Below are 24673 nucleotides of genomic sequence, written 5' to 3'. Positions count from 1 at the left end.
GAAGTGAGCGAGGAGCACCCCATGGCCAAGTCACCGGAGGAGAACAGCGACGTCGAGGAGGGCCCGAAGGGGTCCCGCGGCACCGGCTCGGGCCGGCCCTCGGGCACGCCGGACGAACGCTCCGTCACCTCCGTACGCCCGCAGAGTACTCAGGAACCGGCATCGCCCGGCTTCCGGTCCGGGGGCGGCTGAGCCGGCGATGACGAAGGAACCCGACACCGCCCGGGTGCTGGTCGCGGGCATCGGCAATCTGTTTCTCGGCGACGACGGCTTCGGCCCGGAGGTCGTGCGCCGGCTGGCCCTCGGCGACGAGGTGCCGCCGCAGGTCCGGGTGGTGGACTACGGCATCCGCGGCATGCACCTCGCGTACGACCTGCTCGACGGGTACGACGCGCTGGTCCTGGTCGACGCTTACCCGGGGGGCGGCGCCCCCGGGGAGGTGACGGTGCTCCGCATCGGTGTGGAGGACCTCGGTTCGGGTGAATTCGACGCCCACGGGATGAATCCGGTTACTGTCCTGGCAAATCTGGATCAACTGGGCGGTACGCTTCCGCTCACCTACCTCGTCGGCTGCACACCCGCCGGAGTCGAGGAGGGCATCGGGCTCGGCGAAGCCGTCGACAGCGCGGTGCCCGAGGCGATGCAGGCAGTGCACACCCTGATCCGGCAGCTCGTGCCGGCCCTACCCACCGCGTCCGTGAACAGCACCCGACCCCGGAGATTCTGATCATGTGCCTAGGCATTCCTGGCCGCGTCGTGGAGATCGTGGACGGGTATGCGGGTCAACTGGCCCTGGTGGACGTGGAGGGCGCCAGGCGCCGTGTCAACATCGGCATGCTCGACGAGGCACCCGGTCGCGACGACTGGGTGCTTCTCCACATGGGCTTCGCCGTCGAGCTCATCGACCGGGCGAAGGCCCGGGAGGCCCTGTCGGGGCTGGAGATGATGGGTCGCGGCCGGGAGCAGCGAATCCGGCGCAGATTCGAGGTGCGCGGCGTCGTGCAGGGCGTGGGCTTCCGGCCCTTCGTCTATGTCACCGCCTCGGAGCTGCTGCTCACGGGCTCGGTGACGAACACCGGCGACGGAGTGCTCGCCGAGGTCGAGGGGACGGCCGGGGCCGTGGAGGAGTTCGGCCGCCGTCTGAGCGCCGACGCCCCTCCGCTCGCGGTCGTCGAGGACGTGCGTACGACAGAACTGCCGACGCGCGGCGGTACGGGCTTCGCCATCGAGCGCTCCAGCACGTCCGACCGGGCCAGGACACTGGTCTCGCCCGACATCGCCACCTGCCGGGACTGCCTCGACGAGCTGGGCGATCCGTCGAACCGGCGCTACCGCCACCCGTTCATCACCTGCACGCACTGCGGCCCCCGGTTCACGATCGTCACCGGTCTTCCGTACGACCGGGCCGCCACCACGATGGCGGACTTCGAGATGTGCGGGGCCTGCCGGGCGGAGTACGAGGACCCGAGCGACCGGCGCTTCCACGCCCAGCCGATCGCCTGTTCCGACTGCGGACCGCGGCTCGAACTGGTCGGCGGGGAAGGCGTGTCCCTGTCCCGTGACCAGGACGCTCTGCATATGGCCCGCAAGCTCCTCGCCGAGGGCGGGATCATCGCGGTCAAGGGACTCGGCGGCTACCACCTGGTGTGCGACGCTCGCGACGACGCTGCCGTGGCCGAGCTGCGCCGGCGCAAGCGGCGCGGCGGCAAGCCGTTCGCGGTGATGGTGCCGGACCTCGACGTCGCGCGGCGGCTGGTGACCGTCACGGCGGACGAGGAGGAGCTCCTGTCCGGCGGCCGCCGCCCGATCGTGCTCCTGCCCCGGCACCCTGCCGGGCCCGGGGCCGGGGTGGCCGACGCCGTGGCGCCCGGCAGCCCCCACCTCGGGCTGCTCCTTCCGTACACCCCGTTGCACGTCCTGCTCTTCGGGATCGGGGACGACGATCCGGGCCCGGACGCACTGGTGATGACGTCGGCCAATCTGTCGGGCGAGCCGATCGTCACCGACGACGGCGACGCGCTGGCCGTTCTGGCACCGCTGGTCGATGCCTGGCTACGGCACGACCGGCGCATCCACGTGCCGTGCGACGACTCGGTCAGCCGCTGGGCCGCCGGTGCCGAGCTGCCGCTGCGCCGCTCGCGCGGATACGCCCCGCTGCCGCTCGCACTGCCCTTCGACGTGCCCCCGACGCTCGCCGTGGGAGCCGACCTGAAGAACACCTGTGCGCTGGCCGAGGGCCGCTACGCCTGGCTGAGCCAGCACATCGGCGACATGGACGACCTGTCCACGGTCGGCGCTCTGACCCGGACCGAGAAGCATCTGGAGGACCTCACCGGGGTGGCGCCCACCCGGCTGGTGGCCGACCGCCACCCCGGCTATCACTCCGGCGACTGGGCTCGCGCCCACGCGGCCGGGCGGCCGGTCCGCACCGTGCAGCACCACCACGCGCACATCGCGTCCGTCATGGCGGAGCACGGCCTGGGCGCGGACGAGCGCGTGATCGGCATCGCCTTCGACGGCACCGGCCACGGCGCCGACGGGGCGGCCTGGGGCGGCGAGGTCCTGGTGGCCGGCTACGCGTCGTTCAGCAGGGCCGCCCACCTGGGTTACGTACCGCTGGCCGGGGGCGACGCGAGTGTGCTGCGGCCGTACCGGATGGCCCTCGCGCATCTGCACGCGGCCGGCATCCCCTGGGACGACGACCTGCCCGCGGTGCGTGCCTGCCCGCCCGCCGAACGCGACGTACTGGCCCATCAGTTCACCACCGGATTCGGCTGCGTGCCCACGTCGGGCGTGGGCCGGCTCTTCGACGCGGTCGCGTCCCTGGCCGGCGTCCGGCACGTGGTGGCGTACGAGGCGGAGGCAGCCATGGAACTGGAAGGGCTGGCCCGTGCCGCTGCCGCCTGCCCCGCGGCACCGGAGCGCGGCTACCGCTTCGGCATCCGGCCCGGGAAGAGGGGGGAACCCGCCGTCGCGGATCCGGGCCCGGTCATTCGGGCCGTGGTGTCCGACCTACGGGACGGCGTCACGGCCGGGCTGATCGCTGCGCGCTTCCACACCGCCGTCGCCACTCTGGCCGCCCGCCTCGCGGACCTCTGCCGCTCGCGCACCGGCCTCTCCACCGTGGCACTGGGCGGTGGCGTCTTCCAGAACGCCGTACTGCTCGAGGCGACGCAACGCGGCCTGACCGAGAGGAGTTTCACCGTCCTGCGGCCGCGCCTGCTTCCCCCGAACGATGGCGGGATCGCCCTCGGCCAGCTCGTGATCGCCGCATCGGGCTGACGCTGCGGCCCGACCGTACCGCCGTACTTCAAGAGGAATCCACAGAGAGGAGGGACCATGTGTCTGGCTGTTCCGGGGCGTGTCCTCAGTACCGCCGAAGTCGACGGCACCGTGATGGCCGAGGTCGATTTCGGCGGGGTGCGCAAGGAGGTGTGCCTCCAGTACATCCCCGATGCGACCGTCGGTGAATACGTCATCGTGCACGTCGGTTTCGCCATCCAGCGCCTCGACGAACGATCGGCCCTGGACACCCTTGCCGACTTCGAGCGGCTCGGCATCCTGGCCGAGGAGTTCGGGGACGGCTTCGAACGCGCAGCCCAGCAGGGTGCGCCTCCCGAAGGAGTCGGCCGGTGAAGTATCTCGAAGAGTTCAGTGACCCCGATCTCGCGAAGAAGCTGATCGAGCAGATCCACGCGGCCACCACGCGGAAGTGGGCGCTGATGGAGGTCTGCGGCGGCCAGACCCACTCCATCATCCGGCATGGCATCGACCAACTGCTGCCGGACAGTGTGGAGATGATCCACGGACCGGGATGTCCCGTCTGTGTCACCCCGCTGGAGACCATCGACCGGGCACTGGCGATCGCCGCCCGCCCCGGCGTCGTCTTCTGCTCGTTCGGCGACATGCTGCGCGTGCCCGGCAGCAGCCAGGACCTCTTCTCCATCAAGAGCGCCGGCGGCGACGTACGTGTGGTGTACTCGCCCCTCGACGCGCTGAAGATCGCCCGGGAGAACCCCGACCGCGAAGTCGTCTTCTTCGGAATCGGGTTCGAGACGACCGCTCCCGCGAACGCCATGACGGTGTATCAGGCCCAGCGGCTCGGGGTTCGGAACTTCTCGCTGCTGGTGTCCCATGTGCTGGTGCCGCCCGCGATCGCCGCGATCATGGAGTCCTCGACGTGCCGGGTGCAGGCGTTCCTCGCCGCAGGCCACGTATGCAGTGTGATGGGGACGGCCGAGTACCCGGCGCTGGCCCGGAAGTACAAGGTGCCGATCGTGGTGACCGGCTTCGAGCCTCTGGACATCCTCGAAGGCGTCCGCCGAACCGTCGTCCAGCTGGAGGCGGGCCGGCACGAGGTGGAGAACGCCTACCCCAGGGCCGTACGCGAGGAGGGCAATGTGCCCGCCATGGAGATGCTCGCCGATGTGTTCGAGGTGACCGACCGGACCTGGCGCGGCATCGGGGCGATTCCCCGCAGCGGATGGCAGCTCTCCGAGAAGTACCGGGCGTTCGACGCGGAGCAGCGGTTCGACGTGACGGACATCCACACCGCCGAGTCGTCGCTCTGCCGCTCGGGCGAAGTCCTCCAGGGCCTGATCAAGCCGCATCTGTGCGAGGCGTTCGGCAAGGAGTGCACGCCGAGGAATCCGCTCGGCGCGACCATGGTGTCGTCCGAGGGCGCATGCGCCGCCTACTACACCCACCGCCGCCTGGAACTGGTCGATGCGAAGTGACTGACGCGATGCAAGACGTGACCGCCGTGGTGGACGACGTACCCGACCTCGACTTCGAGGGGTGGGTCTGCCCGGTACCGCTGCGGGACGTCCCGTCCGTAGTCATGGGACACGGCGGCGGCGGTGCGATGTCCGGTGAGCTGATCGAGCACCTGTTCCTGCCCGCGTACGGTGCCGCGGCCGCCGCCGACCTCGGTGACTCGGCCGTGCTGACGGTCGGCTCAGGCACCCGTCTCGCCTTCTCCACGGACTCGTTCGTGGTGAAGCCGATGTTCTTCCCCGGTGGGTCGATCGGTGAACTGGCGGTGAACGGCACGGTCAACGACCTGGCCATGTCGGGTGCGACGCCCCTGTTCCTGTCCACCGCCTTCATCCTCGCGGAGGGCACCGCGCTGAGCGATGTCGGCCGGATCGCGCAGGCCGTGGGCCGGGCCGCCGAGGACGCCGGCGTACGCCTGGTCACCGGGGACACGAAAGTCGTGGAGCACGGCAGTGGTGACGGCGTCTACCTCAACACCTCGGGCATCGGCGTGATCCCTCCCGGCGTCGACGTCCATGCGCGCCGGGCGCTCCCCGGCGACGCGGTGCTCGTCAGCGGCGACATCGGTGTGCACGGTGTGGCCGTGATGAGCTGCCGGGAGGGCCTCGAATTCGGTACGACGGTGAAGAGCGACACCGCCGCGCTGCACGGGCTGGTCGCCGCCATGCTCGCCACCGGTACCGACCTCCATGTGCTCCGGGACCCCACACGCGGGGGCGTCTCGGCTTCGCTGAACGAGATCGCCCGCGCCTCGGACGTGGGCATCGAACTGGTCGAGCGGCTGCTTCCCGTGCCGCCCGCGGTGCACGACGCGTGCAGCCTGCTCGGGCTCGACCCGCTCCAGGTGGCCAACGAGGGCAAACTGATCGCGATCGTCCCGGCCGGGGACGCGGACCGGGTGCTGGCCGCCATGCGGGCCCATCCCCTGGGCAGGTCCGCCTGCCGGATCGGCAGCTGCGTTCCGGATCACGCCGGGATGGTCGTCGCGAAGACAGGACTGGGCGGGAGCCGGGTGATCGGGCTGCCGATCGGCGAACAACTACCGAGGATCTGCTGAGTGAGTGCCGAGGGCGCCCTGCTGTTCGCGCGATACGCCTACCCGCCCAACGAGCTCGGCTACTGCGGCCCCGCCGACGCGGCGGCCCTCCTGCGCCGTGACGCGACCGCCGACATCGAGCGGCGCGCCCGGCAGTTCGAAGGGGCCTGGTGCTATCTCCAGTTCCTCGCGGAGACGGCCGGGCTGGCGGACCCGCTCGACGTGCGGGTGGTCGAGGCGTACTGGATCGGCAACGAGCTGCTGGACCGGGCCGATCCCGCCGCTCTTGTGGAGCGCATGGCCGACCGGTTCCGGGGACAGCCCGGCGGCACCTGGCGCGACGCCGGCCGGCGCGCCCTGGCCCACCACAGCTTCCAGGTGTTCGAGGTGTATCCGTGGGCCCCGCTGCTGCGGTCGAGCGGCCATCCGACCGCCCTGTCCGTGCTCGACCAGTGCCGCGTCCGTACGGGAGTGGTCGTGGCCGCCGACAGGGACTTCGCAACCGTGCGGTCACGCCCGCTGTGCTGGGACGGTGCGGGGCTGACCGACGGCGCGTGGCAGGAGGAGACCGTACGCTGCTCGGCCGGTGGACTGACGCTGCTCGACGGCCTGTCCGCAGGCGACCGGGTGGCACTGCACTGGGACTGGGTGTGCGATGTGATCACCGACGAACAGGCCCGGCGCATCGAATTCCTCGAGGAGCGCCGGCGCACCGACTTGGGCCTCTCGTCCTCTGAGCCGAGCATCGGCATCCACGGTGCTCCGGGCTGATGGCCGAGCAAAAACCGTCGGGGGTACTGGCCCAGCTTGTGGCGGGTGGTTCCAACCGCCCCGGTACGGCACCAGGGTGGGGGTCGCCGCAAGTACGGGGACCGGCAGGTGCTGGCCGCCGTCGTGTTCGTGGAATCGTGTCACGTGCCCGGCAACGGAATGAGTGGAATGAGTTCGGGGTTATCGCCCCGTTGAATGCCGAGGGTGCGGTGGCGCGGTTCTCGGCCCAGGAGTGGACGCCCGGGGACAAGCCCCGTGACGGCGTGGAGACATCGTGGGACAAGGACGGCGTCGGGGGCCGGATCCAGACGTTGGGCGGTGGGGTGGTCTGCGTCTCGTTCGCCGTCTGGATCCGCGACGTCGACGAGTCGGGCTACTTCGAGGACGTGGATGCCGTCCACGAGCAGGAGGAGCAGGCGCCGGCCGACTTTCTGCCCGAGATCGAGGAATCTCCTCTCAGGCGTGGTCCAGCATGGCATCGATCTTCCGGTGATGGTCGTGGTGGCGGTGGAGGAGCCGGACCCTGCCTGACCCACCCCACCCCGCACGCCAGAACGCCCGCGCCTCTACCGGGGACCGCGGGCGCCCTGGTGTGCACGACTCGACGGCCCTCCGCCCGGGCGTGGGGAGAATCGGCTGACGTGGACAACTTCATGCCGATGCCGCCCTCGGGAGCACGGCCGATGCCGCCCTCGGGAGCACGGCCGATGCCGCCTTCCGCGGAGAACTCCCAGGTCAGTCCGTCGAGCGACCTGCGGTGTTTGTGATCAAGTTTGAGTCTTTTCCTCCTTTTCTTCTGTTGTCTCTTCTCGTTCGAGCCGCTGCACGTTTCTGCGCGACTCTCCAGGGACTTCATGCGAGGTTCCAGAGCTGAATTTCGGTCGAGGTTCGCTTGCTTGTGGTGGCGAGGGTTGTGCCATCCGGACTGAGCGCCAGCCAGTAGTGTGCGCTGTCGTCCAGTACGGAGCCACGCCCGGTGGCCACGTTCCACACCTTGAGCCCGTCCTTGCCGGCACTGGCGAGCGACTTTCCGTCAGGGCAAAACGCCACGGAGTACACGATCTCCTCGGCAAGTGTGGTGGTACGGCCGGTAGTGGCGTCCCACAGCCAGATGCCGCCGCGGCCGGTACTGGCCGAGGCCTCGTAGCTGGATCCGTCGCAGCTGGCGAGAGTCTTGCTGTCGGGGCTGAACGCCACCGCGTTGGTGTAGGTCACGGAGTCGCGGAGGGCGGTGACGCGGTGGTTCGAACGGTCCCAGAGGCGTACTCCGGACTCGCCGCCGGCAGCGATGGAGCGTCCGTCGGGGCTGAACGCCACGTGGAAGAAGGCCCCTTCGTGCCTGCCGTCAAGTGCCGTGCCGACGGGACGTCGTCCCGACAGGTCCCACAGCCGGATTTGGCCCTCGCCTCCCGTTTTGTAGTCCTGGCCGCTGACGGCGAGCGTCTTGCCGTCGGGGCTGAACGTCAGCGCGTTCGTCCAGGACCACGAATCGTCGTCGAAGTCCCACTCACGCTTGAGGGTGGTCTGGACTCGCCCCGTGGCCATGTTCCACAAGGTGACGCTGTCCGAACCGGCACTGCCAACGGCGAGGGTCTTGCCACTGGGGCTGAATGCCACCGCGTTCGGCAGGAAGTCCGATTCCCCGAGGGTCAGGGTGGAGAGCCGACGGGTCGCCATGTCCCAGAGTTGGATGCAGCCGCTGTCCCCTTTATCGCCCGATCCATCGTCCGTCGAGGCTCTGTAGCTGGAAGCAGCGACTGTCCCGCCATCGGGACTGTACGCCGCCCCTACCACTGGGACCTTGCCGTTGAGCTCGCCTGCGGTGGGCTTTTTCGGTCCTGCCTTTTCCGGCGCCTTCCCCGCTCCGTTCTGCTGTCCCGTGTCCTTCTTGTCCCTGGGCCAGAAGACCACCGCGGGGACGGCTACCGCGGCCGCCGCGACACCGCCGAGCAGGATGGCGCGCCGTCCCGGGCCGCGGCGCAGGCCTGATTTCCGTGATTCCGGCAGGGCAAGCGGTTCTGTTAGGGCAAGCGGTTCCGTCGGTTCCGGGGTGGCTCCCGGTTCCGTGCGGATGTGGGGCGATGGTCCGGTGCATCGCAGGATCTCGGCGATCTCCGGTCGATGCGCCGGTTCCTTGGCCAAGCATGCGGCGATCAGCTCGCGCAGTGGGTCGGCGAGGCCGTCCAGACGCGGTGGCTCATCGAGGATCCGCCGTACGATCGCGGGAATGTTCGGGGCGTCGAAGGGGCCATGACCATTCGCGGCGAAGGCAAGCACACAGCCGAGCGAGAACACGTCGCTCGCCGGGCCCACCTCCTCTCCTCGCACCTGCTCCGGGGACATGAACGCGTATGTGCCGATCGGTGCGCCCGTAACCGTCAGGGCGCTGGCGTTGCCGACCTGGGCGATGCCGAAGTCGATGATGCGCGGACCGTCGTCCGCCATGATCACGTTGCCGGGCTTCAGGTCCCGGTGGACGAGGCCGCACGCGTGGATCGCACCCAGGCCTTCGGCCAGACCCGCACCCAACTCGCTCACCGCCTGGGGGGCGAGCAAAGTGCCGCCGTGCACCAAGTCCTGCAAGGAGGGACCGCTGATGTAGGCGGTCACCATCCATGGGGCCTCGGCATCCGGGTCGGCATCGATGACCTGCGCGGTGTGGAATCCGCCCACACGCCCGGCGGCCTGCACCTCCAAGGAAAAACGCTCCCGGAATTGAGGGTTGCGGGCATAGTCGGGACGGATCAGCTTGACCGCGACCTTGCGGCCGCCGCCCGGGGAGAGTGCCAGGAACACCTGGCCCATACCGCCTGCGCCCAGCCTGGCTTGCAGGCGGTACGGGCCGATCCGGCGGGGGTCACCGGGTTGCAGGGGGTCCATCCATACCGCCCATCATCGAGGAGATCAGTTGCTCGCATTGTGCCAAGCAGCATCGGTCTCGGGAGCAGAACAGTAACGGCCGATCCGACGACCAAGAGAAGGGTAGGAAACCGGCCATTCCGTCCCGGTCCGGGCCCCGGCAAACCTGCCGAACACCCTTGTGTGCTGCCCGGTATCCCGTCATGGCATCGCGACGTGCACTGTCTCGGCACCATGGTCCTGCCCCAGCTCGCCGACGCCGTCCAGAACGAGACCTAGACCCAATACCGGTGATTTAGGTGCTCTTCTGGCGTCTGCTGGCGGGTTTGGTGGGCGGGATGAGTGTGATTGCTGCTGCGGGTGGTCGGGGTGGGTTGCGGTGGTGGGTGTGTTTGAGGTGCCAGTTGGCCATCTTGCGTTTGATGACACGGGGGTTGGAGCGTTGCCTGCGGGGTGGCAGGAGTCGTTCCAGCAGCTCACGGATGGCGTGGGTCAGGGCTCGACTGAGTCGTGAGGGGGGAAAGTGCCGCCTGGTCGGTGACGTGGCGGCGAGCGATGCGAAGGGTGCGGGTGAAGGACAGTCTGTCGGGGTCGAGGCCGGCCTGGTGAGCGGTGTGGTGCATGACGTCCCGGAGTGCGTGGTGGACAAGAAGGAAACCGTAGATTTCCTGCTCGACGCCATCGGGGTACTGGGAGCGGAGGACGAGGCGGTGTCCGCCCTGATGGGTCTTGATCTCGTCCAGGGTGTTCTCGATCTCCCAGCGTTGATGGTAGAGGCCCGCCAGGTCGGCCGCAGGGGCCTCCTGCGGGTTGCAGATGGTCGTGATCAGCCGGTAGACCGTGTCGGCGTCCTCGCGGCCGAGGGTGTACTCGATGACGCGGACCCGGACCGGGTCCCGGTGCTTGCGGTCGCCTGCCGCAACGATCTCGGACAGGTAGGAGCCGTCGTCGAAGGCTTCGAGGACCGGGAGCACGATGTTCTTCCGGACGCGCCACAACAGGTCCGCGCCCGTGTCCGAGGCGGCCCGCCACAGCTCGAAGCCGGTGATGCCGCGGTCGGCCATCAGCAGCATTCCCGGCTCGAGCCGGCCCAGCAGGCCGGGAATCAACTGCTGTTCATGAACCGACAGCGGGCCGGTCGCCGCGGCGAACACCGCGTGTGTCCCGCACTCCACCAGCGCAGCGACCCTCACCTGCGGGTAGGCACTGCGCTGCTGTCCCCGGCCCGAGCCGGGCCGGCCGAAGAAATCGCTGTTCGCCCCGGTGTCCGGCACATCGAAGACCGTGCCGTCCACCGCAACCAGACGCCACTGCCGATACCAGGCACCAGTAGTGTCCGGGGCGGCCACCGGCCGGCACACTCGCGCGAACAGCACCTTCAACGGCTCCGGCCCCAATCGCCGGCGGGCCCGGCCGATCGCCGCTGTCGTGGGCACCTGCCACGGTTTCTCCCACCGCCGCACCCGCTCCAGCCCCTGCGTCAGCAGTCGGGCCACCTCCTCATAGCCCTGCCCGGAGAACAGACACATCGCGAGCACGAAATAGACCACCACCCGGGCCGGCAACAGCCGCGACCGCTGTTCCAGACGCCCACACCCAACAACCACCTCATCCACCAACTCGGGCGGAAACACCCGCGTCAGCACACCCAGAGCGATCCGGTCCGACAACCGCTCACCCGACGACTTCACCTGTCCAGGCCTTGGCACACCACACCCAACGACCCACCACCAACAAAGTCACCGGTATTGTGCCTAGACCGGCTGTTCGGCCGGCCTGCCCGATGCCCCGTACCGGGCGGCGGCGGATGCAATCAACAACCAGGCCACGGCCCTCCTCCCGACCCCCGCCACCATCTCGCAGGGCATCAACGACATGGTGTTCTCCGGGCGGTGCCCGCGTGGGAGACCGACGCACTGTGGCAGGTCCTCGTCGCCCTGCGGCGCGCACGGGACGGGGAACCGGATGCCGCCGCGCTCGGCGAACTTCTCCGGGAAGCAGGCCGAATACCGCCACCCGCCCCGGTCCGCAGCCGACATCGTCGCCCAGCTCAACCGCGTGCTCTCCGTTCTGCTGCTCGACATCCCCGCCGTCCGCACACTCGCCACCGCACTGGCCCTCAACACACCCCAGGGCACCCATATCCAGACCGCCTATGGCCAGATCCGAACGGTCCGGAGAACAGCCGGAATCCGCTGATCACCGCTGCCCCGGCCCAACCAGCAGCAGTCGGCCGACGAGGTCACGGGCCGACGCGGGCGCAGGGACGGCGTCGGCGACAGCGTTCGTCGGCCCCGCACTCGAAGTGCTGCACCGCCCTGCGGGAACAATCTGCACGCCGGCGACGCTCGATGCCCAAGGTGGGTTCAAAGGGCTTCAAGAACGAGGGCTTCGCTTTGAGTTGCCGACGAACGCTGCGGCGAGCGCCGCGACACCACCGCCGAGCATGCCCGCCGCGGGCACCGCAGCGCCGTCTGGAACGAATCATCGGTCATGTGTGGAGGCTGCGAGGTGAGCGGCTGAATCGGGCCGCCGGGGTTCGTGACCACCCTTTCAATCGAACAACATCGTCACCCTCCGCGACCGCTCCCCAAGATCCAAGTCAACTATCTCCAACCAGCGAGAAGAGATCGCAGAACTCAGCCAGTTGGTGACCAACCTGACCCTGGCCGGCGCGGTTCCATCCAGCGGGAAGAGTCGGCGCCGCCGACAACGTCGTTCCGTTCCGTCCACCCTTCACCTGACGTCAGTCGAACAAGCGCCTGGGTACTTTCGGAAGGTACGCTGACAGATTTGGAGCACCACACTAATTTGGAATGACACTCCAAATGTGCCACGGTGGAGGCATGACAACGAGAACCCGCCGGCCTCAGCGGCGTAACCAAGTGCTCTCCCAGGAGCAGATCATCGAGGCTTCGATCGAGCTGCTCGATGCGGGTGGCGAGAGCGGGCTGACCACTCGAGCGCTGACCGAGCGCCTGTCCACCGGGTCCGGGGCGATCTACTACCGGGTGGGCAGCCGTGACGAGCTGCTGGACATGGCAACGGAAACGGTCGTCACCGCTGCGCTGGCAGCCAAGCCCGCCGCGGCCGCAGCCGCGGCCACGCCCGAGGACAAGATCCGCAGCGTCGCGCTGGCACTGTTCGACGCGATCGCCGAGCACCAGTGGCTCGCGACACGACTGACTCTGCAGATCGTCCGGAAGCCATTCGGCCCGGTGATGGTGGGGATCTTCGAGAGGATCGGCCGTCAGGTGGGCGCGCTGGGTGTGCCACAGGTTTCCTGGTTCGACGCCACCGCGACGCTCGTGCACTACATCCTCGGGGCGGTCAGCCAGAACGCCCGCATCGACGGTGACACCTCGACCGTCCAGCCCAGCCGTGCCGAGTTTCTCGGAGCGACGGCGACGGCCTGGCAGGACCTCGCTCCCGAGGACTACCCGTTCATGCACGCCATCGTCGGTCAGATAAGGGAGCACGACGATCGCGAGCAGTTCCTCACCGGCATCGCCATCGTCCTCGATGGCCTGACCCGGCTCGGCTGACCTGTCCCATCCGGCCCGCGTCCCCGGCGTGCGTTTTCAGGAAGGTATCTCCCATGCGTGACGTAGTGATTGCAGGCGGCGGACCGGTCGGTTTGTTCCTGGCCACCGAGCTCGCCCTGGGCGGCTGTTCCGTCCTGGTCCTGGAGCGGGACGAGGAGGTCGCCTCGCCCTACAAGGCGCTCCCGCTCGGATTGCGCGGCCTGAGCGCAGGATCGGCCCAGGTGTTCTATAGCCGCGGCCTGCTCGAAGCGGTGATTGACGCTTCCGGCGCCGATGCGAAGAAGGTTGGCGCGGCCTCCGACGCGATCGAGGCGCCGGCTCCCCGGGACGTGAGCCATTTCGCGGGCATGGGCCTGGACGTGGCCGACATCGACGCGTCCGCCTTCCCGTTCCGGCTGCCCAGCCCGGCGATGGAAGGTTTCATGACCAGCCTCGAAGCGGTCAGCAAGGTCCTGGCCGAGCGTGCCATTGCGCTCGGCGTGGACATCGTCCGCGGCGCTCCCGTCACGGCTGTGACGCAGGACGACCAGTCCGTCGTCGTCACGGCAGCCGGACAGGAGTACCAGGCGCGCTACCTGGTGGGGTGTGACGGCGGCCGCAGCACGGTGCGCGGCCTCGCAGGCTTCGACTTCGTCGGCACGGATCCGCTCTTCACCGGCTACGTCGCGCGCGTCACCTTCACCGACCCGCAACAGCTGCCACTCGGCTTCAACCTGACACCGAACGGCATGTACCTGCGTACGCCCTTCGAGGGGCACCTGGGCATGATGGACTTCGACGGCGGCGCGTTCGACCGTTCTCAGCTACTGACCCGTGAGCACCTCCAGGAAGTCCTGCGCCGCATCACCGATACCGACGTGACGCTGACCGATGTTCATCTGGCATCGAGCTTCACGGACCGCGCGATGCAGGCGACGACCTACCGCAAGGGCCGCGTCCTGCTCGCCGGCGACGCCGCGCACATCCACTCCCCCCTCGGCGGCCAGGGGGTCAACCTCGGCATCGGCGACGCCGCCAACCTCGGCTGGAAGCTCGCCGCGACCGTGCACGGCACCGCGCCCGAAGGACTGCTCGACACTTACACCAGTGAGCGCCACCCCATCGGCGCCGCCATCCTGGACTGGTCACGCGCCCAGGTCGCCACCATGAAGCCCGGCCCCAATGCCCCCGCGCTGCGGCAGCTGGTCCACGAACTGCTGAGCACCACGGACGGAACGACCCTCGCCTACCGGAAGACAACCGGGTTCAACCGCTACGACCTGGGCAGCGCGCAGCCGCTCGTCGGCGGTACCGCCCCCGACTTCCGCTTCGAGGACGGCACTCGCCTCGGTGACCTGTTGCGCCAAGGCCGGGGCGTGGTCCTCGACTTCACCGGCGACCACGCGCTGCAGCGTGCGACCATGGGATGGCAGGGCCGGATCCAGTACGCGACCGGCACGGCACGCAACGACCTCGGATTCAACGCCCTGCTCATCCGCCCGGACGGCGTCGTGGCCTGGGTAGACGATCAGGCTCTCGACCTTAGGGCGTTCCAGCAGGCCGCGACCCGCTGGTTCGGCAGCCCGCAGAAATAGAAGCCACGGGCCCGCTCCGGCTGGACGGATCGCTGCGCAAAACTGCTGCAGGCGCCGCCGCTGCGGCGGGCCGTCGCCGGGCTCGCGCCCGGGACAGGTAAGCCCCGGTGGCGGCCTTTGGCCGACGTATACAGGGCAACTCCCCTCCATCAAGCGCCCGTTCGCACCACGATGCCGCCCGCAGCCCGGGGGGAGTCGGCAAGGTCGTCACCTTCGCCGCGGCACCACGCCCTGAGCGGCCCCGGCCCGTTCCCGCACGGCCGCCCCCTCCCATCGCGCGCCAGCGGGGGCCGGCTACGCCCCCGTGCCACGTACCGATGCCCCTCTTCGGCCCTTTGGAGATGAACACGACCACACGTCAGCGTCGCACCATGTCAACGAAAGCCAAGGCAACAGTCGCTTCCATGGCTGCGATCGCCATGGTCGGGCTCGCCGTGCCGGCAATCACTTCCGCACAGGCGGAGCCCCCACTCAAGCCGACACTGCGTCCGCCCTCAGCGCCGTACAGAGTAGACACCCTGACGCCCGCTGTGACGAGGTGCAGGTCCCGGTAACGGTCAGGCAGATAGGCAAGGCCCACATATACGGAGAGCTGTGTCAGCCGCGCAATGGCGGCAAGACGAGCAAGACCGTTCAACTGCTGGTGCCGGGCTCCACCTACAACCACAGCCAGGGCCGGTCGCGGAAGAGCAGGGTCACAGACAGTCGTTGTGACATCCCAGCAGGTCTCTTCCGGGAAGGGATCCTCACTCTGTGACGGAGAGGGTGTGAAGATCGGCGGCGGAGGTTCGTAGACGGTCGACTCCCGATGGGATTGGTTCTGTTCACGAGTTGCGGTTCTGGCGCAACTCCTGTGATTACGGCCTGTCGATCGCTGCGCCGGCTCGGGAGGCGCACGGAAACAACAGGTCAGTGGGTTGACCCGGCGCGAGCACGAGAAGAGGCAGAACGGCATCACAGAAGTTGTGCCAGAACCCGAGTTGCGACAGCAGATGTACGCCTCACAGAACAGCGCGTGGATCGCGGCGTGTTCGATGTTCATGAGAATTGGTTCTGGCTCAAGTTCTGTGGTCCGTGACTGTGGGTCACCGATTAGATCTCGAAGAGGGCTTCCTCTTGTGGCGGGATCGGAGGGTCAAGGACGTCGCGGAGGCGGGTGATGTCTTGGCGCCACTTCGACCAGTTCGCGGCTTCGGCCCACAGCTCGGCGAGTTCAGACCGGTTGGAGACCACTTGGTCCAGGGCGTCGACGGCGAGCATTCGAAGGTCTGCAGGCAACTCCGGTAGCGGCTCTGATGGGCCATAGTTCGAACACGCCGGATCGCCGTCAGGATGCTGGGCGACGACCAGGGCCGCCGCGGCCACTGCACGCTCGCCGTCGTAGATACCCAGGAAGTCCACAGGCCCGGCGGCACGTTTGAGCACGCTCCGGATCATGGCTTCGCGTTCTTCCAGTGCTGTCTCGTCCAGGTCACCGCCGAAGTCGGCGGCGGTGTCGTTGTCGAAGGGGCCGATGTCCCAGGTACCCATGTCTCTCCTTGCGTGGCTGCCTGGGGATCGTCGCATTGGCCGCCGACAGCGAGGTCAGTAGGCGAGCAGTACCCGCTTGCGCAGAAGTTTGAAGCCAGCTCGTCCATACATCTGCCGCTTGATCATTTTGATGCGGTTGACATGGCCTTCGACGACGCCCGAGCTCCAGGGCAGGGTCAGGCCAGCAGTGACGGCCGCGAGGTCGCGTTCGAGGCCGTTGATGAAGGTGTGCATGCTGGGCAGGTCGTCGGCTCGGACCGCCGCAATCCACTCGGGGAGCCGTTCTCCCTGGAGCTGGGTGAGCATCTGCCCGAAGGAACGGACGTGCCCGGCGAGGGCGTCCAGCTCGGGGCAGTGGGCCAGAACGGACTTCAGCTTCAGTCGTTCCCTCTCCGGCAGGGTGTCAGGGTGGGTGAGGATCCACCCGGCCACGGCCCTGGGCGACGCCGGCCGTCCCTCCGGCGCGGCGTCCCGAAAGGGACGAAGGTAGGCCCGGACGGCACCGTATCCACCTGCGTATCCGTGGCTCTGGATCTCCTTCCAGAGAGTCCAGGCATTCGTGCAGCCCCCGGCCCACTGCTCGTGCAAGTACGGCTTGAAGTCGTCGAGCTTCGTTCTGCGGTTCTGCCACTGTCCTTGGAAGAGTTCCTCCGGGCTTGCCGCGTCGGCCAGGCGCTGAACGGTTCGGTAGGTCGTCCGGAGTTCGCGGGCGACCACCCGCCGACTGTGTCCTTCGCCAAGCATTCCGTGCACGATGGCGTGTTTCTCGCGGGTTCGATCGGCGAAGCGGTGTCCAGTCGGCCACGGTGACGCGCCAGCTTCGGGAGCCGGTGGTGCGGTGACGCCCTCGGAGCCGGGAACCGTGAATGGCGCTCGCAGACAGGTGCGATGGCGCGATACGCATCGCTCGGTGGCTTCGCCGAGGTTGCGCCAGAGATGGAAACGGTCTGCGACCTGCACCGCGGTGGGAGCCCCGGTGCTGGCGCCTTCGGCGAAGAAGGGGGCGCGGTCGCGACAGACCACCTCAACCTCAGGACACTCAGCAAGCCAGGCGGCGACAGTGGCTGCCTCACGGTCCGGCAGCAGATCCACGGGCCTGCCGGTTTCGACATCGACCAGCACAGTCCCGTAGATACGGCCCTTGCGCATCGCGTACTCGTCGATACCCACTACCCGCGGGGCCGACGGCTGAGGGTCAGGCATCGCATCGACCAACCGAAGCACCGTGCTGCGGCTGGCGGAGATGCCGAAGACGTCTGCAAGACGGACTCCAGCGCGGCCGGCCAACGCAAGACCCACCTCGGCCAAGGCCGAACGCAGCCGGTCAGTCCGCTGAGCGTGACGGCGGGTCAGTCCCGGGATCTACTCAACGAAGGTCTGCCGTCCGCAGGAGGTGTCCGCACAGATGAACCGGCGGACCTGCGGGCGCAGCACCACACGTCTTCCCGCGCTGGGCAGATCAGCAGGAAACCGCAGGTAGGACCCATGAAGCCGGTTCGACCACCTTCCACAGCCCGGACACTCAGCACCAGCAGACTTGCGGGCGATGCCAATCCAGATCGCCTCGCCGTCGTCCTCCGCTGACATCACCGCGACTTCAGGGTCCGACAGGAACAGGAGCTCTTCCAGACGCAGCAGCACTTCGTTCACGGCCCCGAACTTTCGGGCACGACACGACAGCCATGGGGCATTTCAGGACGATCGAGCGAGAGCCGCTATGGAGATCAACAGTCACGCAGCGTGGATGCTCCACAGAAGTTGAGCCAGAACCTGAGAAATTGACAGCGGCCGTGGGGCAGCTGGTCCCGGATTCGCATCCTCCGGTCGGGAACTGTGCTCGATCACAGCCTGGTGGCCAGCCAGATGGTCATGGCCGCGGTGGCGGTGAGCCCGACGTTGAGTGCGATCCGGCGGTCTTCGCCGGTCAGGTGGACGACGATCGCACCGGTCTGCAGGAGGACGAGGCCGATGGCAGCGGCCGGCGCCAGCGAGGGCGCGATGCCGGTCAGCGGTGGCAGGAGCAGGCCGGTCGCGCCGAGTATTTCGGCCGTCCCCAGCGCCCTGAGTGCGGGCAAGGGTATGCGGTCGACCCAGGCCATCATCGGTCGGAGTTGATCGCGGCTGCGGATCACCTTCAGCGTGCCTGCATAGAAGTATAAGAGGGCGAGCAGTCCCGCGACGATCCAATAGGCGATGTTCATCGTTCCCGTTCATGGGCCACCGGTTCACGGGGCCCTCGATTGCGTCAATGGCCGGAAAGGTCCTGGAGAAGGCATGGTCCGTCGTCCGAGGGGTCGGCCCCGCCGAAGGACGGAAGTGGCACGGCCCCGCGGTCGAAAGGAGGGCGGCCGGGCCGTGCCATCCGTCGACTTCAGGCGAGGTCGGTGGCGGGCACGGTCGCGTAGCGGCTCATCGCGTCGATGTTGGCCTGTCGCGTCAGCTGCCGGCCGCCGGCGAGCACCTCCTGGAGGTCTCGGAAGTACTGCACGTACAGGTCGGGGGTGAAGGTGCTGAGCATGACGGCGGGCTGGTCGGTCGGGTTGGCGAAGGTGTGAGGGGTACCGGGCGGAACCATCACGAGCGTGCCCGTGGTGGCGTCGCAGTCCTCGTCGCCTACGGTGAACCGCACGGTGCCGGAGAGGATGTAGAAGCCCTCGTCGTGTTGGGCGTGGCGGTGCTGCGGCGGTCCCTGGGTGTGCGGGGCGAGGACGGACTCGGCGATCGCGAGGCGGTGCCCGGTGTGGCTGCCGTCCTCCAGAACTCGCATGCGTGTGGTGCCCAGAACGATCGTCTCGCCGTCGCCGGGACCCACCACCGATACGCCGGGGTCGGCCTGCGGCTCGCTGGTCTTCGCTTCTTCGGTCATGCCACAAGTGCACCGCCGGGACCCCGCCAGTGTCCAGGACCCATCCCGCAGCGCTGATACCCCGTGGGTATCGTTGCAGCGTGGAGCTACGGACCTTGCGCTACTTCGTGGCGGTCGCCGAGGAACTCCACTTCGGCCGGGCCGCCACCCGACTGCACATGAGTCAGCCGCCGCTGAGCCGGGCGATCAAGCAGTTGGAGGCCGATGTCGGGGCCCTGCTCTTCGCCCGCTCGCCCACCGGCGTCACGCTCACATCGGTGGGCACGATGCTGCTCGACGAGGCGCGGGCTCTGCTCGACCACGCCGACCGCGTCCGTGTACGCGTGAGCACTGCGGCCGGCGTCGCGACCATCACTGTCGGCATCCTGGGCGATGGCACCGACCCGGGAGTGTCCAGGCTGGCCGCCGCCTACCGTCGAAGCCACCCCGGCATCGACATCCACATCCGCGACACCGACCTGACCGACCCGACGTGCGGGCTGCGCGCCGAGCTGGTCGACATCGCCCTGACCCGGGCGCCGTTCGACGAGACTGCCCTGACGGTGCGTGCGCTGCGAACCGATCCGGTCGGTGTGGTCCTGCGCGCCGACGATCCGCTGGCCCGCCGCGACCGGCTGCGGCTGGCCGAGCTGAGCGACCGCCGCTGGTTCCAGTTCCCGCAGGGCACCGACCCCATCTGGCAGTCGTACTGGAACGGCGGCAGGCCGCGCGAGGGCCCAGTGGTGCGCGCCATCCAGGAATGCCTGCAGGCCGTGCTGTGGAACGGCACGGTCGGCCTGGCCCCGCTCGGACACGACCTGCCCGCAGAGCTGGCCGTGGTACCGCTGATCGACATGGCGCCGAGCCGAGTGGTCGCGGTGTGGAACGAAGGTGACACCAACCCATTGATCCGATCCTTCGTCGAGATCGCGACAGCCGCGTACCGCCTCTGAGCAACGGCAACCGGCGCTGCCGCATCCCGTGAACAATTCGAACGCCGCGGCCCTCGGACCTGCCTCCCAATGGGGTGAACATCTGCTGTCCCTTCTCGGTTCTGGCACAGACCTTGGGGAGCGATCGCGGAGAGTCATCGTGGCGTTCGAGGATGTGGGAGGTTGAGCATCGGCTCCATGCCTGATGTTCTGCCTCACCGAGCTTTGACGGTGGTCCGACGATGCTGGCATCCCGCGCATGGACCTGTGCTGGGTCGAGGTGAAGTTCGTATGCGGTACAACACTCGCTGATCTCTGTTCCTACGGCATGAGCAAGAGACTATTGCCGGGCTACTGCAGCAGGATCATCTTCCGGAGCAGGTGGAAGCCGGCTCGACCATAGAGCTGCCTCTTGAACTTTCTGATGCGGTTCACGGAGCCTTCGATGCTGCCCGAGCTCCAGTCCGGGGTGAGGCCGGCGGTCACGGCGCCTACCGCTGGCGGATCGGCGCCTCTTGATCCAAGGACCCATCGCTGCGGTGGCTCCGCACGACGGGCCATTGGCGATCACGCCGGCGAGCCCGGTGGCGGGCAGCCGTGGTGGGCCGGCGACTGAGTGAGGCATCTCGCTGATCGGGCGGGACCGGCACTGCGTCCCGCCGCCTGACGGCAGGGGGACGCACGCCCAAGGACCGTTTCCCGACAGTGTCGCGCCGGCGGGGCCCTCCCTTCTCAGCGGACCTCGGTGGGTTCCGGTGGAGGGGCCTACTGGTACTGCGTGGTGACGCTCACGCCGCTGAAGTCCTGCTGTCCGGCGTCGAGGCTGAAGTAGACCCAGCCGGACGGCGGGTTGTCGATGGTCAGCGTCTCGTTGTTGCCGGCGCTGGTGGACTTCGCCTGGTACGAGGTGGTGGTGGCCCAGCTGGTGCCGTTGTAGTACAGGTCGGCATTGCCAGTGCCGCCGGTGCTGGTGATGGTCAGCTGCTGAACACCGGCCGGCAAGTACAGGAAGTGGTTACTGTGGTCGCCGGTGGTGGCCGCGAGGTTGTCCCGGCGGCAGTTCTTGTCGAATTGGCGCGTGTCTGCGTTGGTGCAGAGCGGGGTGGACCGGGCCTCCGGCAGGGGGCCGCAGTCGTCGGTCGCGCAGGTGGTCGTCAGCCAGGTGGCGAAGCCGGCGTCGTAGCCGGTGCCGATGGTCTGCTTCAGGAAGGTGCGGGCACCGTTCCAGTCGCCGGTGCGGTACTTGCCGAGCACGGTCTCGATGTCCGCGGGGTGCGCCTGCAGCATGTAACGGACCGCCAGGAAGCCCCACTGATAGACCCGGGCCGAGTTGACGTCGGGGTCGTCGTCCTGGCCGTAGACGGTGTCGAACAACTCACTGAGCTCGTACGTTTTCTTGCCGGCTGCGGCGATCGCCTTGGCGTTGCGCTCCTGGCGGTAGCCGTACGAGATGTTCTCGGCGATGCCCTCGACCCACCAGATGGTCGGCGTGGTCTGGCCGGCTTCGAAGTCGCCGTGCATGTTGTAGCGGCCGTCGAGGTAGTGGGTGTACTCGTGGTTGAGGTTCCAGATCTCGAACTTGGGGCGCAGCCAGGACGCCTCGTGGGCGATGAAGCGGGCCTGGTTGCCCGGCTTGGTCGGGTCGCCCTCCTCGTACATGCCGCCGTTGTCGACGTCAATGTCATAGATGGCCCAGGCGTACAGCGAGTACTGGGTGTAGTCGTCGAAGGCGACGACCTCCAGGTTGGTGTTCACGTCACCGGGGATCGCACCCTTGTCACCGATCACGCGGTGGAAGTAGACGTCCTGGTTGATCAGGCTGGTGCAGGTGTTGGCCAGCTGCCCGGGTGACATGTCCTGGGCGCGGATCTTCAAGCCCGGGCTGCAGGTGTGCTGGATCGGCAGGACCACCGGGAGCACGCGGCTGCCCAAATCGCAGATGCCGTAGGCCGCACAGTTGCCCTTGTCGTACTGACGTGTGGCCCAGCCCAGGTTCATGGTGATCGGGGCGGTGGGGCCGACGTTCGGGTAGCGGTTGATCAGGTCCTTCAGCAGCGGCCGGACCCGGTCCTTGAGCTCGGGAACATCGAGGGCGTAACCGAGGAAGCGGCCGACGTTGCTGACGACGTCCAAGCGGTTCAGCTGCGTCTCGTTGCGGGTGATGAAGTCGGCCCAGGTGTTGAGGATCGCGGGGTCGGCCTTGAGCGCGGCCCGCCAGCCCCGGCCGTCGTTCTTGGTATCGAAGCCATTCTCGACGACGCGCTCGGCGTTCTCGAGGGAGAGGGTCATCCGGCTCGGCCAGGTGGCGTCGTAGTTGGCGAGAAGCCACTTGACGACGCCGACGTACCGGCCGGCCTCGTGGGTGCTGTCGATCAGCGTGACGACCTCGTTGAGCGTATCGCCGTTGGCGTCGGTGACGTCCTTGCTGCGCGGGGCGGCGAAGAAGGCGTCCAGGGCGCCGCGGGCCGATGCCTGCAGCGCCGTGCCGTAGTCACCGACGACATCCTGGTGGTTGTCCTGCACGTAGTAGCCGGCGCGCAGGAACATCACCAACTGGCCCACGGAGGTGCTGTTGTCGCCCGGGTAGGTGGCAGAGGCGTCGCGCAGCGCGTTGGCGACGGTCACCATCTGGGCCTCGCGGAACGTCTTCCCGGCGTCGGTGCCGGTGAGGTTGAACAGCGGGTAGGTGCAAGTGACCTCGGGGAGGGCCTTGAGCTGCTGAATCAGCGCGCTGCCCGTGGCGTTGATCACTCCGGACAGGTCGCTGCATTCGTCCCCGTCCGCGGCGGCCGAGAACCGCTTGCCGGCCTTGACGGGCTCGGCGGTCGGGGCGGCCGCCGGGGCGGACTCTTCGGTGGAGTCCTGCGAGGAGATCTTGAAACCGGAGCCGTCGGTCGTGGCGTCGGGCGACTTGGGGACCGGAATCGACCGCGGCGCCGAAGCCACGGGGCCGGCAGCGTTGGCGCCAACCTGGGGCACGGCACCGACGGGGGTGGCCTGGCTCTGCGGCGTGAGCAGGCCGAACGCGATGAAGAAAGCGGCGCCGAGCGCAGGGAGCCTGCGCACGTTGGCCGTTGATATCCAGGAGGGGCGCATCTGTTGGGGCCTCCGGGGCCGTCGTGGCCGCACGTTGAGCATGCGGCCATTGATGTGTGACATGTAAAATTGCACATGTCGCATCGCACGGGAAGATCCCGGACCGGATTGCCGTCCAACATCTTTGCGTTTGCCCCTGCTGAACGACGCGGAACTTCTCTCTGCCGCGCTGCCCTGCACGGCCGACGGCATCGAGGACTGGATGGCCCGGCTCCTGGATGACTGCCCGGCTGCAGGGCAGCGGCGCGGCCCGGCGCCACGGTGCGGACCGGACGCCGCGGGGCACGGGGCCGAGTTCCATGTCATTTCTGCGGCACTGCCAGCAGCACCCCGCATCGTCTACCGAAGGGCGATACCGGGTGCTGCGCAACGTGACATTGTATAGTGCACTAACAAATCGTCGAAAGGGACTGCATGAGTGGGCTGAAGTCCCCCAAACTCCTCTCCGTGCAGGAGCACCTGCGCGACCGGGTGGCCAACGCCCTGCGCGCTGCGCTGATCTCGGGAGACCTGCAGCCCGGCGTGATCTACTCGGCGCCCACGTTGGCTGCCGAATACGGCGTCTCCGCCACGCCCGTGCGCGAAGCCATGCTGGATCTCGCCCGCGAGGGCCTGGTCGAGGCGGTGCGCAACAAGGGATTCCGCGTCACCGAACTCTCCGACCGCGATTTGGACGAGTACACCGAGATCCGCTCACTCATCGAGATCCCCACCATCGGCCGCGTGACCCGGTCCGCCTCACGCGAGCAGCTGGAGGCGCTGAGGCCGATGGCCGAGGAGATCGTGGCCGCCGCAGACCGGGGCGACCTGATCTCCTACCTGGAGTCGGACCACAACTTCCATCTCGGCCTGCTCGCCCTCGCGGGGAACGCCCGCCTCCTTGAGACAGTGGTCGACCTGCGCAAGCGCTCTCGGCTCTACGGGCTCGCCGACCTGTCCCAGGAAGGGGCGCTGGCGGGGTCGGCGCGGGAGCACACAGCACTTCTGGACATCATGATCGCCGGGGATGCAGAGGGCGCCGAGGAGCACATGCGCCACCATCTCGCGCATGTGCGGACCCTGTGGGCGGCGCGGAAGCGGGAAGCCGAGCGCCCGGCCCGCACGTGCGGCTCCCGCTGACGCCGAGGCTCATCCGGCATGACCGGGGGTACTGCCCCGGACCCGGCACCGACGGGCCGGAAAGGTCAGGTCCGCTCCCCCGGAGTTCCCCCCTTCCGCCGGTAGGCCGCGACGGCGACCACCAGGTCCTGCCTTGCCATCCCGCATGTCTTCACGACCAGCGGGCGGTCGGCCGGGGCGACGGACCGCGAACCGATCAGGTCCGCCATGGTCACCAGGGAGCCCGGGGCAAGCGAGCCCTCGCGCCTCGCCATCACGACGTCGCCCGCCTCGCGGAGGGCGGTCTCCCAGCACTCCACGAGGACCGTAGCGCGACCCATCAGCGCGCTGTCGATCTCCCTCGGTCGGTTCGTGCGCGCCGACCGCCAGCACCGCGCCGTCGCGCACCCGACGCCCGTCGACCACCGGTTCACGGGCGGATGTCGCAGTGACGACCGCATCCGCGCGACGTACCAGAGCCGCCGTCTCCGCGCCGTCCGCCGACGTATGCCGGTCCGCCCATCCAGGGACGGGGCCCCCGCGCCGCGTGACGGCCGTGACGTCAGCCGCCGGAACGTGGGCCCGGACGGTGGCGACGTGCCCCTCCTCCT

The 24673-nt window shown here is 68.4% G+C and carries 21 protein-coding genes; 12 read left to right on the top strand and 9 right to left on the bottom strand.

From position 1 onward, the window contains the following. Nucleotides 1-21: 21 nt before the first annotated feature. From OG842_RS38525 to OG842_RS38495, 7 genes are read left to right on the top strand one after another with little or no spacing between them, the layout of a single operon-like run. Nucleotides 22-192, top strand: a complete 171-nt coding sequence (locus tag OG842_RS38525) for a hypothetical protein (protein ID WP_266734227.1) — start codon at nucleotides 22-24, stop codon at nucleotides 190-192. A 7-nt stretch (nucleotides 193-199) separates the two neighbouring features. Further along, nucleotides 200-727: a hydrogenase maturation protease gene (locus tag OG842_RS38520; protein WP_266734229.1), complete on the top strand. Its 528-nt coding sequence runs from the start codon at nucleotides 200-202 to the stop codon at nucleotides 725-727. A 2-nt stretch (nucleotides 728-729) separates the two neighbouring features. Next, on the top strand, nucleotides 730-3282 hold the full coding sequence (hypF, locus tag OG842_RS38515) for a carbamoyltransferase HypF (RefSeq protein ID WP_266734231.1): 2553 nt from the start codon (nucleotides 730-732) through the stop codon (nucleotides 3280-3282). A 57-nt stretch (nucleotides 3283-3339) separates the two neighbouring features. Beyond that, nucleotides 3340-3636, top strand: coding sequence for a HypC/HybG/HupF family hydrogenase formation chaperone (locus tag OG842_RS38510; RefSeq protein ID WP_266734233.1), 297 nt, complete (start codon nucleotides 3340-3342; stop codon nucleotides 3634-3636). After that, entirely contained in the window at nucleotides 3633-4736 is a 1104-nt protein-coding gene (gene hypD / locus OG842_RS38505; RefSeq protein WP_266734235.1) for a hydrogenase formation protein HypD, read from the top strand. The genes OG842_RS38510 and hypD overlap by 4 nt, the downstream gene beginning before the upstream one ends. 8 nt (nucleotides 4737-4744) lie before the next feature. Next, on the top strand, nucleotides 4745-5833 hold the full coding sequence (gene hypE / locus OG842_RS38500; protein WP_323185827.1) for a hydrogenase expression/formation protein HypE: 1089 nt from the start codon (nucleotides 4745-4747) through the stop codon (nucleotides 5831-5833). Continuing rightward, nucleotides 5834-6583: a DUF6390 family protein gene (locus OG842_RS38495; RefSeq protein ID WP_266734237.1), complete on the top strand. Its 750-nt coding sequence runs from the start codon at nucleotides 5834-5836 to the stop codon at nucleotides 6581-6583. 852 nt (nucleotides 6584-7435) lie between these two features. Here OG842_RS38495 and OG842_RS38490 read toward each other — a convergent pair. Then, nucleotides 7436-9463: a WD40 repeat domain-containing serine/threonine protein kinase gene (locus tag OG842_RS38490; RefSeq protein WP_266734239.1), complete on the bottom strand. Its 2028-nt coding sequence runs from the start codon at nucleotides 9461-9463 to the stop codon at nucleotides 7436-7438. A gap of 455 nt (nucleotides 9464-9918) precedes the next feature. Then, entirely contained in the window at nucleotides 9919-11151 is a 1233-nt protein-coding gene (locus OG842_RS38485; protein ID WP_266734240.1) for an IS4 family transposase, read from the bottom strand. 256 nt (nucleotides 11152-11407) lie between these two features. Here OG842_RS38485 and OG842_RS38480 point away from each other — a divergent pair, with 256 nt between their 5' ends. From OG842_RS38480 to OG842_RS38470, 3 genes are all read left to right on the top strand, one after another. Beyond that, a complete protein-coding gene (locus OG842_RS38480; protein ID WP_266734241.1) occupies nucleotides 11408-11641 on the top strand; it encodes a hypothetical protein in 234 nt (77 codons plus the stop codon). A gap of 647 nt (nucleotides 11642-12288) precedes the next feature. Next, the gene (locus tag OG842_RS38475; RefSeq protein WP_266734242.1) at nucleotides 12289-12987 is read left to right on the top strand and encodes a TetR/AcrR family transcriptional regulator; all 699 of its coding nucleotides are present in this window, start codon (nucleotides 12289-12291) and stop codon (nucleotides 12985-12987) included. A gap of 53 nt (nucleotides 12988-13040) precedes the next feature. Further along, a complete protein-coding gene (locus OG842_RS38470; protein WP_266734243.1) occupies nucleotides 13041-14561 on the top strand; it encodes an FAD-dependent oxidoreductase in 1521 nt (506 codons plus the stop codon). 1092 nt (nucleotides 14562-15653) lie between these two features. Here OG842_RS38470 and OG842_RS38465 read toward each other — a convergent pair. The 5 genes from OG842_RS38465 to OG842_RS38445 all read right to left on the bottom strand — a co-directional run bounded on the left by OG842_RS38465 (nucleotide 15654) and on the right by OG842_RS38445 (nucleotide 18957). Continuing rightward, nucleotides 15654-16091, bottom strand: a complete 438-nt coding sequence (locus OG842_RS38465) for a DUF4259 domain-containing protein (protein ID WP_266734244.1) — start codon at nucleotides 16089-16091, stop codon at nucleotides 15654-15656. Nucleotides 16092-16145: 54 nt separating this feature from the next. Further along, nucleotides 16146-17294 carry a transposase gene (locus tag OG842_RS38460; RefSeq protein WP_443064080.1) on the bottom strand — a complete coding sequence of 383 codons (1149 nt, stop codon included), beginning with the start codon at nucleotides 17292-17294 and terminating at the stop codon, nucleotides 16146-16148. A gap of 159 nt (nucleotides 17295-17453) precedes the next feature. Next, a complete protein-coding gene (locus OG842_RS38455; protein ID WP_266734245.1) occupies nucleotides 17454-17741 on the bottom strand; it encodes a transposase family protein in 288 nt (95 codons plus the stop codon). Nucleotides 17742-17932: 191 nt separating this feature from the next. Beyond that, entirely contained in the window at nucleotides 17933-18292 is a 360-nt protein-coding gene (locus OG842_RS38450) for a DoxX family protein (protein WP_266734246.1), read from the bottom strand. 170 nt (nucleotides 18293-18462) lie between these two features. Then, on the bottom strand, nucleotides 18463-18957 hold the full coding sequence (locus OG842_RS38445; protein ID WP_266734248.1) for a cupin domain-containing protein: 495 nt from the start codon (nucleotides 18955-18957) through the stop codon (nucleotides 18463-18465). A gap of 80 nt (nucleotides 18958-19037) precedes the next feature. On the opposite strand from OG842_RS38445, the gene OG842_RS38440 reads away from it, so the two are divergent. After that, nucleotides 19038-19889 carry a LysR family transcriptional regulator gene (locus tag OG842_RS38440; RefSeq protein WP_266734250.1) on the top strand — a complete coding sequence of 284 codons (852 nt, stop codon included), beginning with the start codon at nucleotides 19038-19040 and terminating at the stop codon, nucleotides 19887-19889. Nucleotides 19890-20633: 744 nt separating this feature from the next. On the opposite strand, the gene OG842_RS38435 is transcribed toward OG842_RS38440, so the two are convergent. After that, the gene (locus tag OG842_RS38435) at nucleotides 20634-22934 is read right to left on the bottom strand and encodes a M9 family metallopeptidase (protein WP_266734252.1); all 2301 of its coding nucleotides are present in this window, start codon (nucleotides 22932-22934) and stop codon (nucleotides 20634-20636) included. A gap of 444 nt (nucleotides 22935-23378) precedes the next feature. Here OG842_RS38435 and OG842_RS38430 point away from each other — a divergent pair, with 444 nt between their 5' ends. Further along, complete coding sequence (locus tag OG842_RS38430) at nucleotides 23379-24083, top strand: GntR family transcriptional regulator (protein ID WP_266734254.1); 705 nt, start codon at nucleotides 23379-23381, stop codon at nucleotides 24081-24083. Between the two features lie 65 nt (nucleotides 24084-24148). On the opposite strand, the gene OG842_RS38425 is transcribed toward OG842_RS38430, so the two are convergent. Then, nucleotides 24149-24403, bottom strand: coding sequence for a hypothetical protein (locus tag OG842_RS38425; protein ID WP_266734256.1), 255 nt, complete (start codon nucleotides 24401-24403; stop codon nucleotides 24149-24151). Between the last annotated feature and the right edge of the window lie 270 nt (nucleotides 24404-24673).

This window comes from Streptomyces sp. NBC_00376, assembly GCF_036077095.1.
In the GTDB taxonomy this organism is placed as follows: domain Bacteria; phylum Actinomycetota; class Actinomycetes; order Streptomycetales; family Streptomycetaceae; genus Streptomyces.
This window is presented reverse-complemented; position numbering and strand designations above follow the sequence as displayed.

Coding starts and splice junctions, on each gene's coding strand:
- OG842_RS38525 (WP_266734227.1), top strand. CDS start 22: ATGGCCAAGTCACCGGAGGAGAACAGCGACGTCGAGGAGGGCCCGAAG.
- OG842_RS38520 (WP_266734229.1), top strand. CDS start 200: ATGACGAAGGAACCCGACACCGCCCGGGTGCTGGTCGCGGGCATCGGC.
- hypF (WP_266734231.1), top strand. CDS start 730: ATGTGCCTAGGCATTCCTGGCCGCGTCGTGGAGATCGTGGACGGGTAT.
- OG842_RS38510 (WP_266734233.1), top strand. CDS start 3,340: ATGTGTCTGGCTGTTCCGGGGCGTGTCCTCAGTACCGCCGAAGTCGAC.
- hypE (WP_323185827.1), top strand. CDS start 4,745: ATGCAAGACGTGACCGCCGTGGTGGACGACGTACCCGACCTCGACTTC.
- OG842_RS38490 (WP_266734239.1), bottom strand. CDS start 9,463: ATGGACCCCCTGCAACCCGGTGACCCCCGCCGGATCGGCCCGTACCGC.
- OG842_RS38480 (WP_266734241.1), top strand. CDS start 11,408: ATGCCGCCGCGCTCGGCGAACTTCTCCGGGAAGCAGGCCGAATACCGC.
- OG842_RS38475 (WP_266734242.1), top strand. CDS start 12,289: ATGACAACGAGAACCCGCCGGCCTCAGCGGCGTAACCAAGTGCTCTCC.
- OG842_RS38470 (WP_266734243.1), top strand. CDS start 13,041: ATGCGTGACGTAGTGATTGCAGGCGGCGGACCGGTCGGTTTGTTCCTG.
- OG842_RS38465 (WP_266734244.1), bottom strand. CDS start 16,091: ATGGGTACCTGGGACATCGGCCCCTTCGACAACGACACCGCCGCCGAC.
- OG842_RS38460 (WP_443064080.1), bottom strand. CDS start 17,294: ATGCCTGACCCTCAGCCGTCGGCCCCGCGGGTAGTGGGTATCGACGAG.
- OG842_RS38450 (WP_266734246.1), bottom strand. CDS start 18,292: ATGAACATCGCCTATTGGATCGTCGCGGGACTGCTCGCCCTCTTATAC.
- OG842_RS38445 (WP_266734248.1), bottom strand. CDS start 18,957: ATGACCGAAGAAGCGAAGACCAGCGAGCCGCAGGCCGACCCCGGCGTA.
- OG842_RS38430 (WP_266734254.1), top strand. CDS start 23,379: ATGAGTGGGCTGAAGTCCCCCAAACTCCTCTCCGTGCAGGAGCACCTG.
- OG842_RS38425 (WP_266734256.1), bottom strand. CDS start 24,403: ATGGGTCGCGCTACGGTCCTCGTGGAGTGCTGGGAGACCGCCCTCCGC.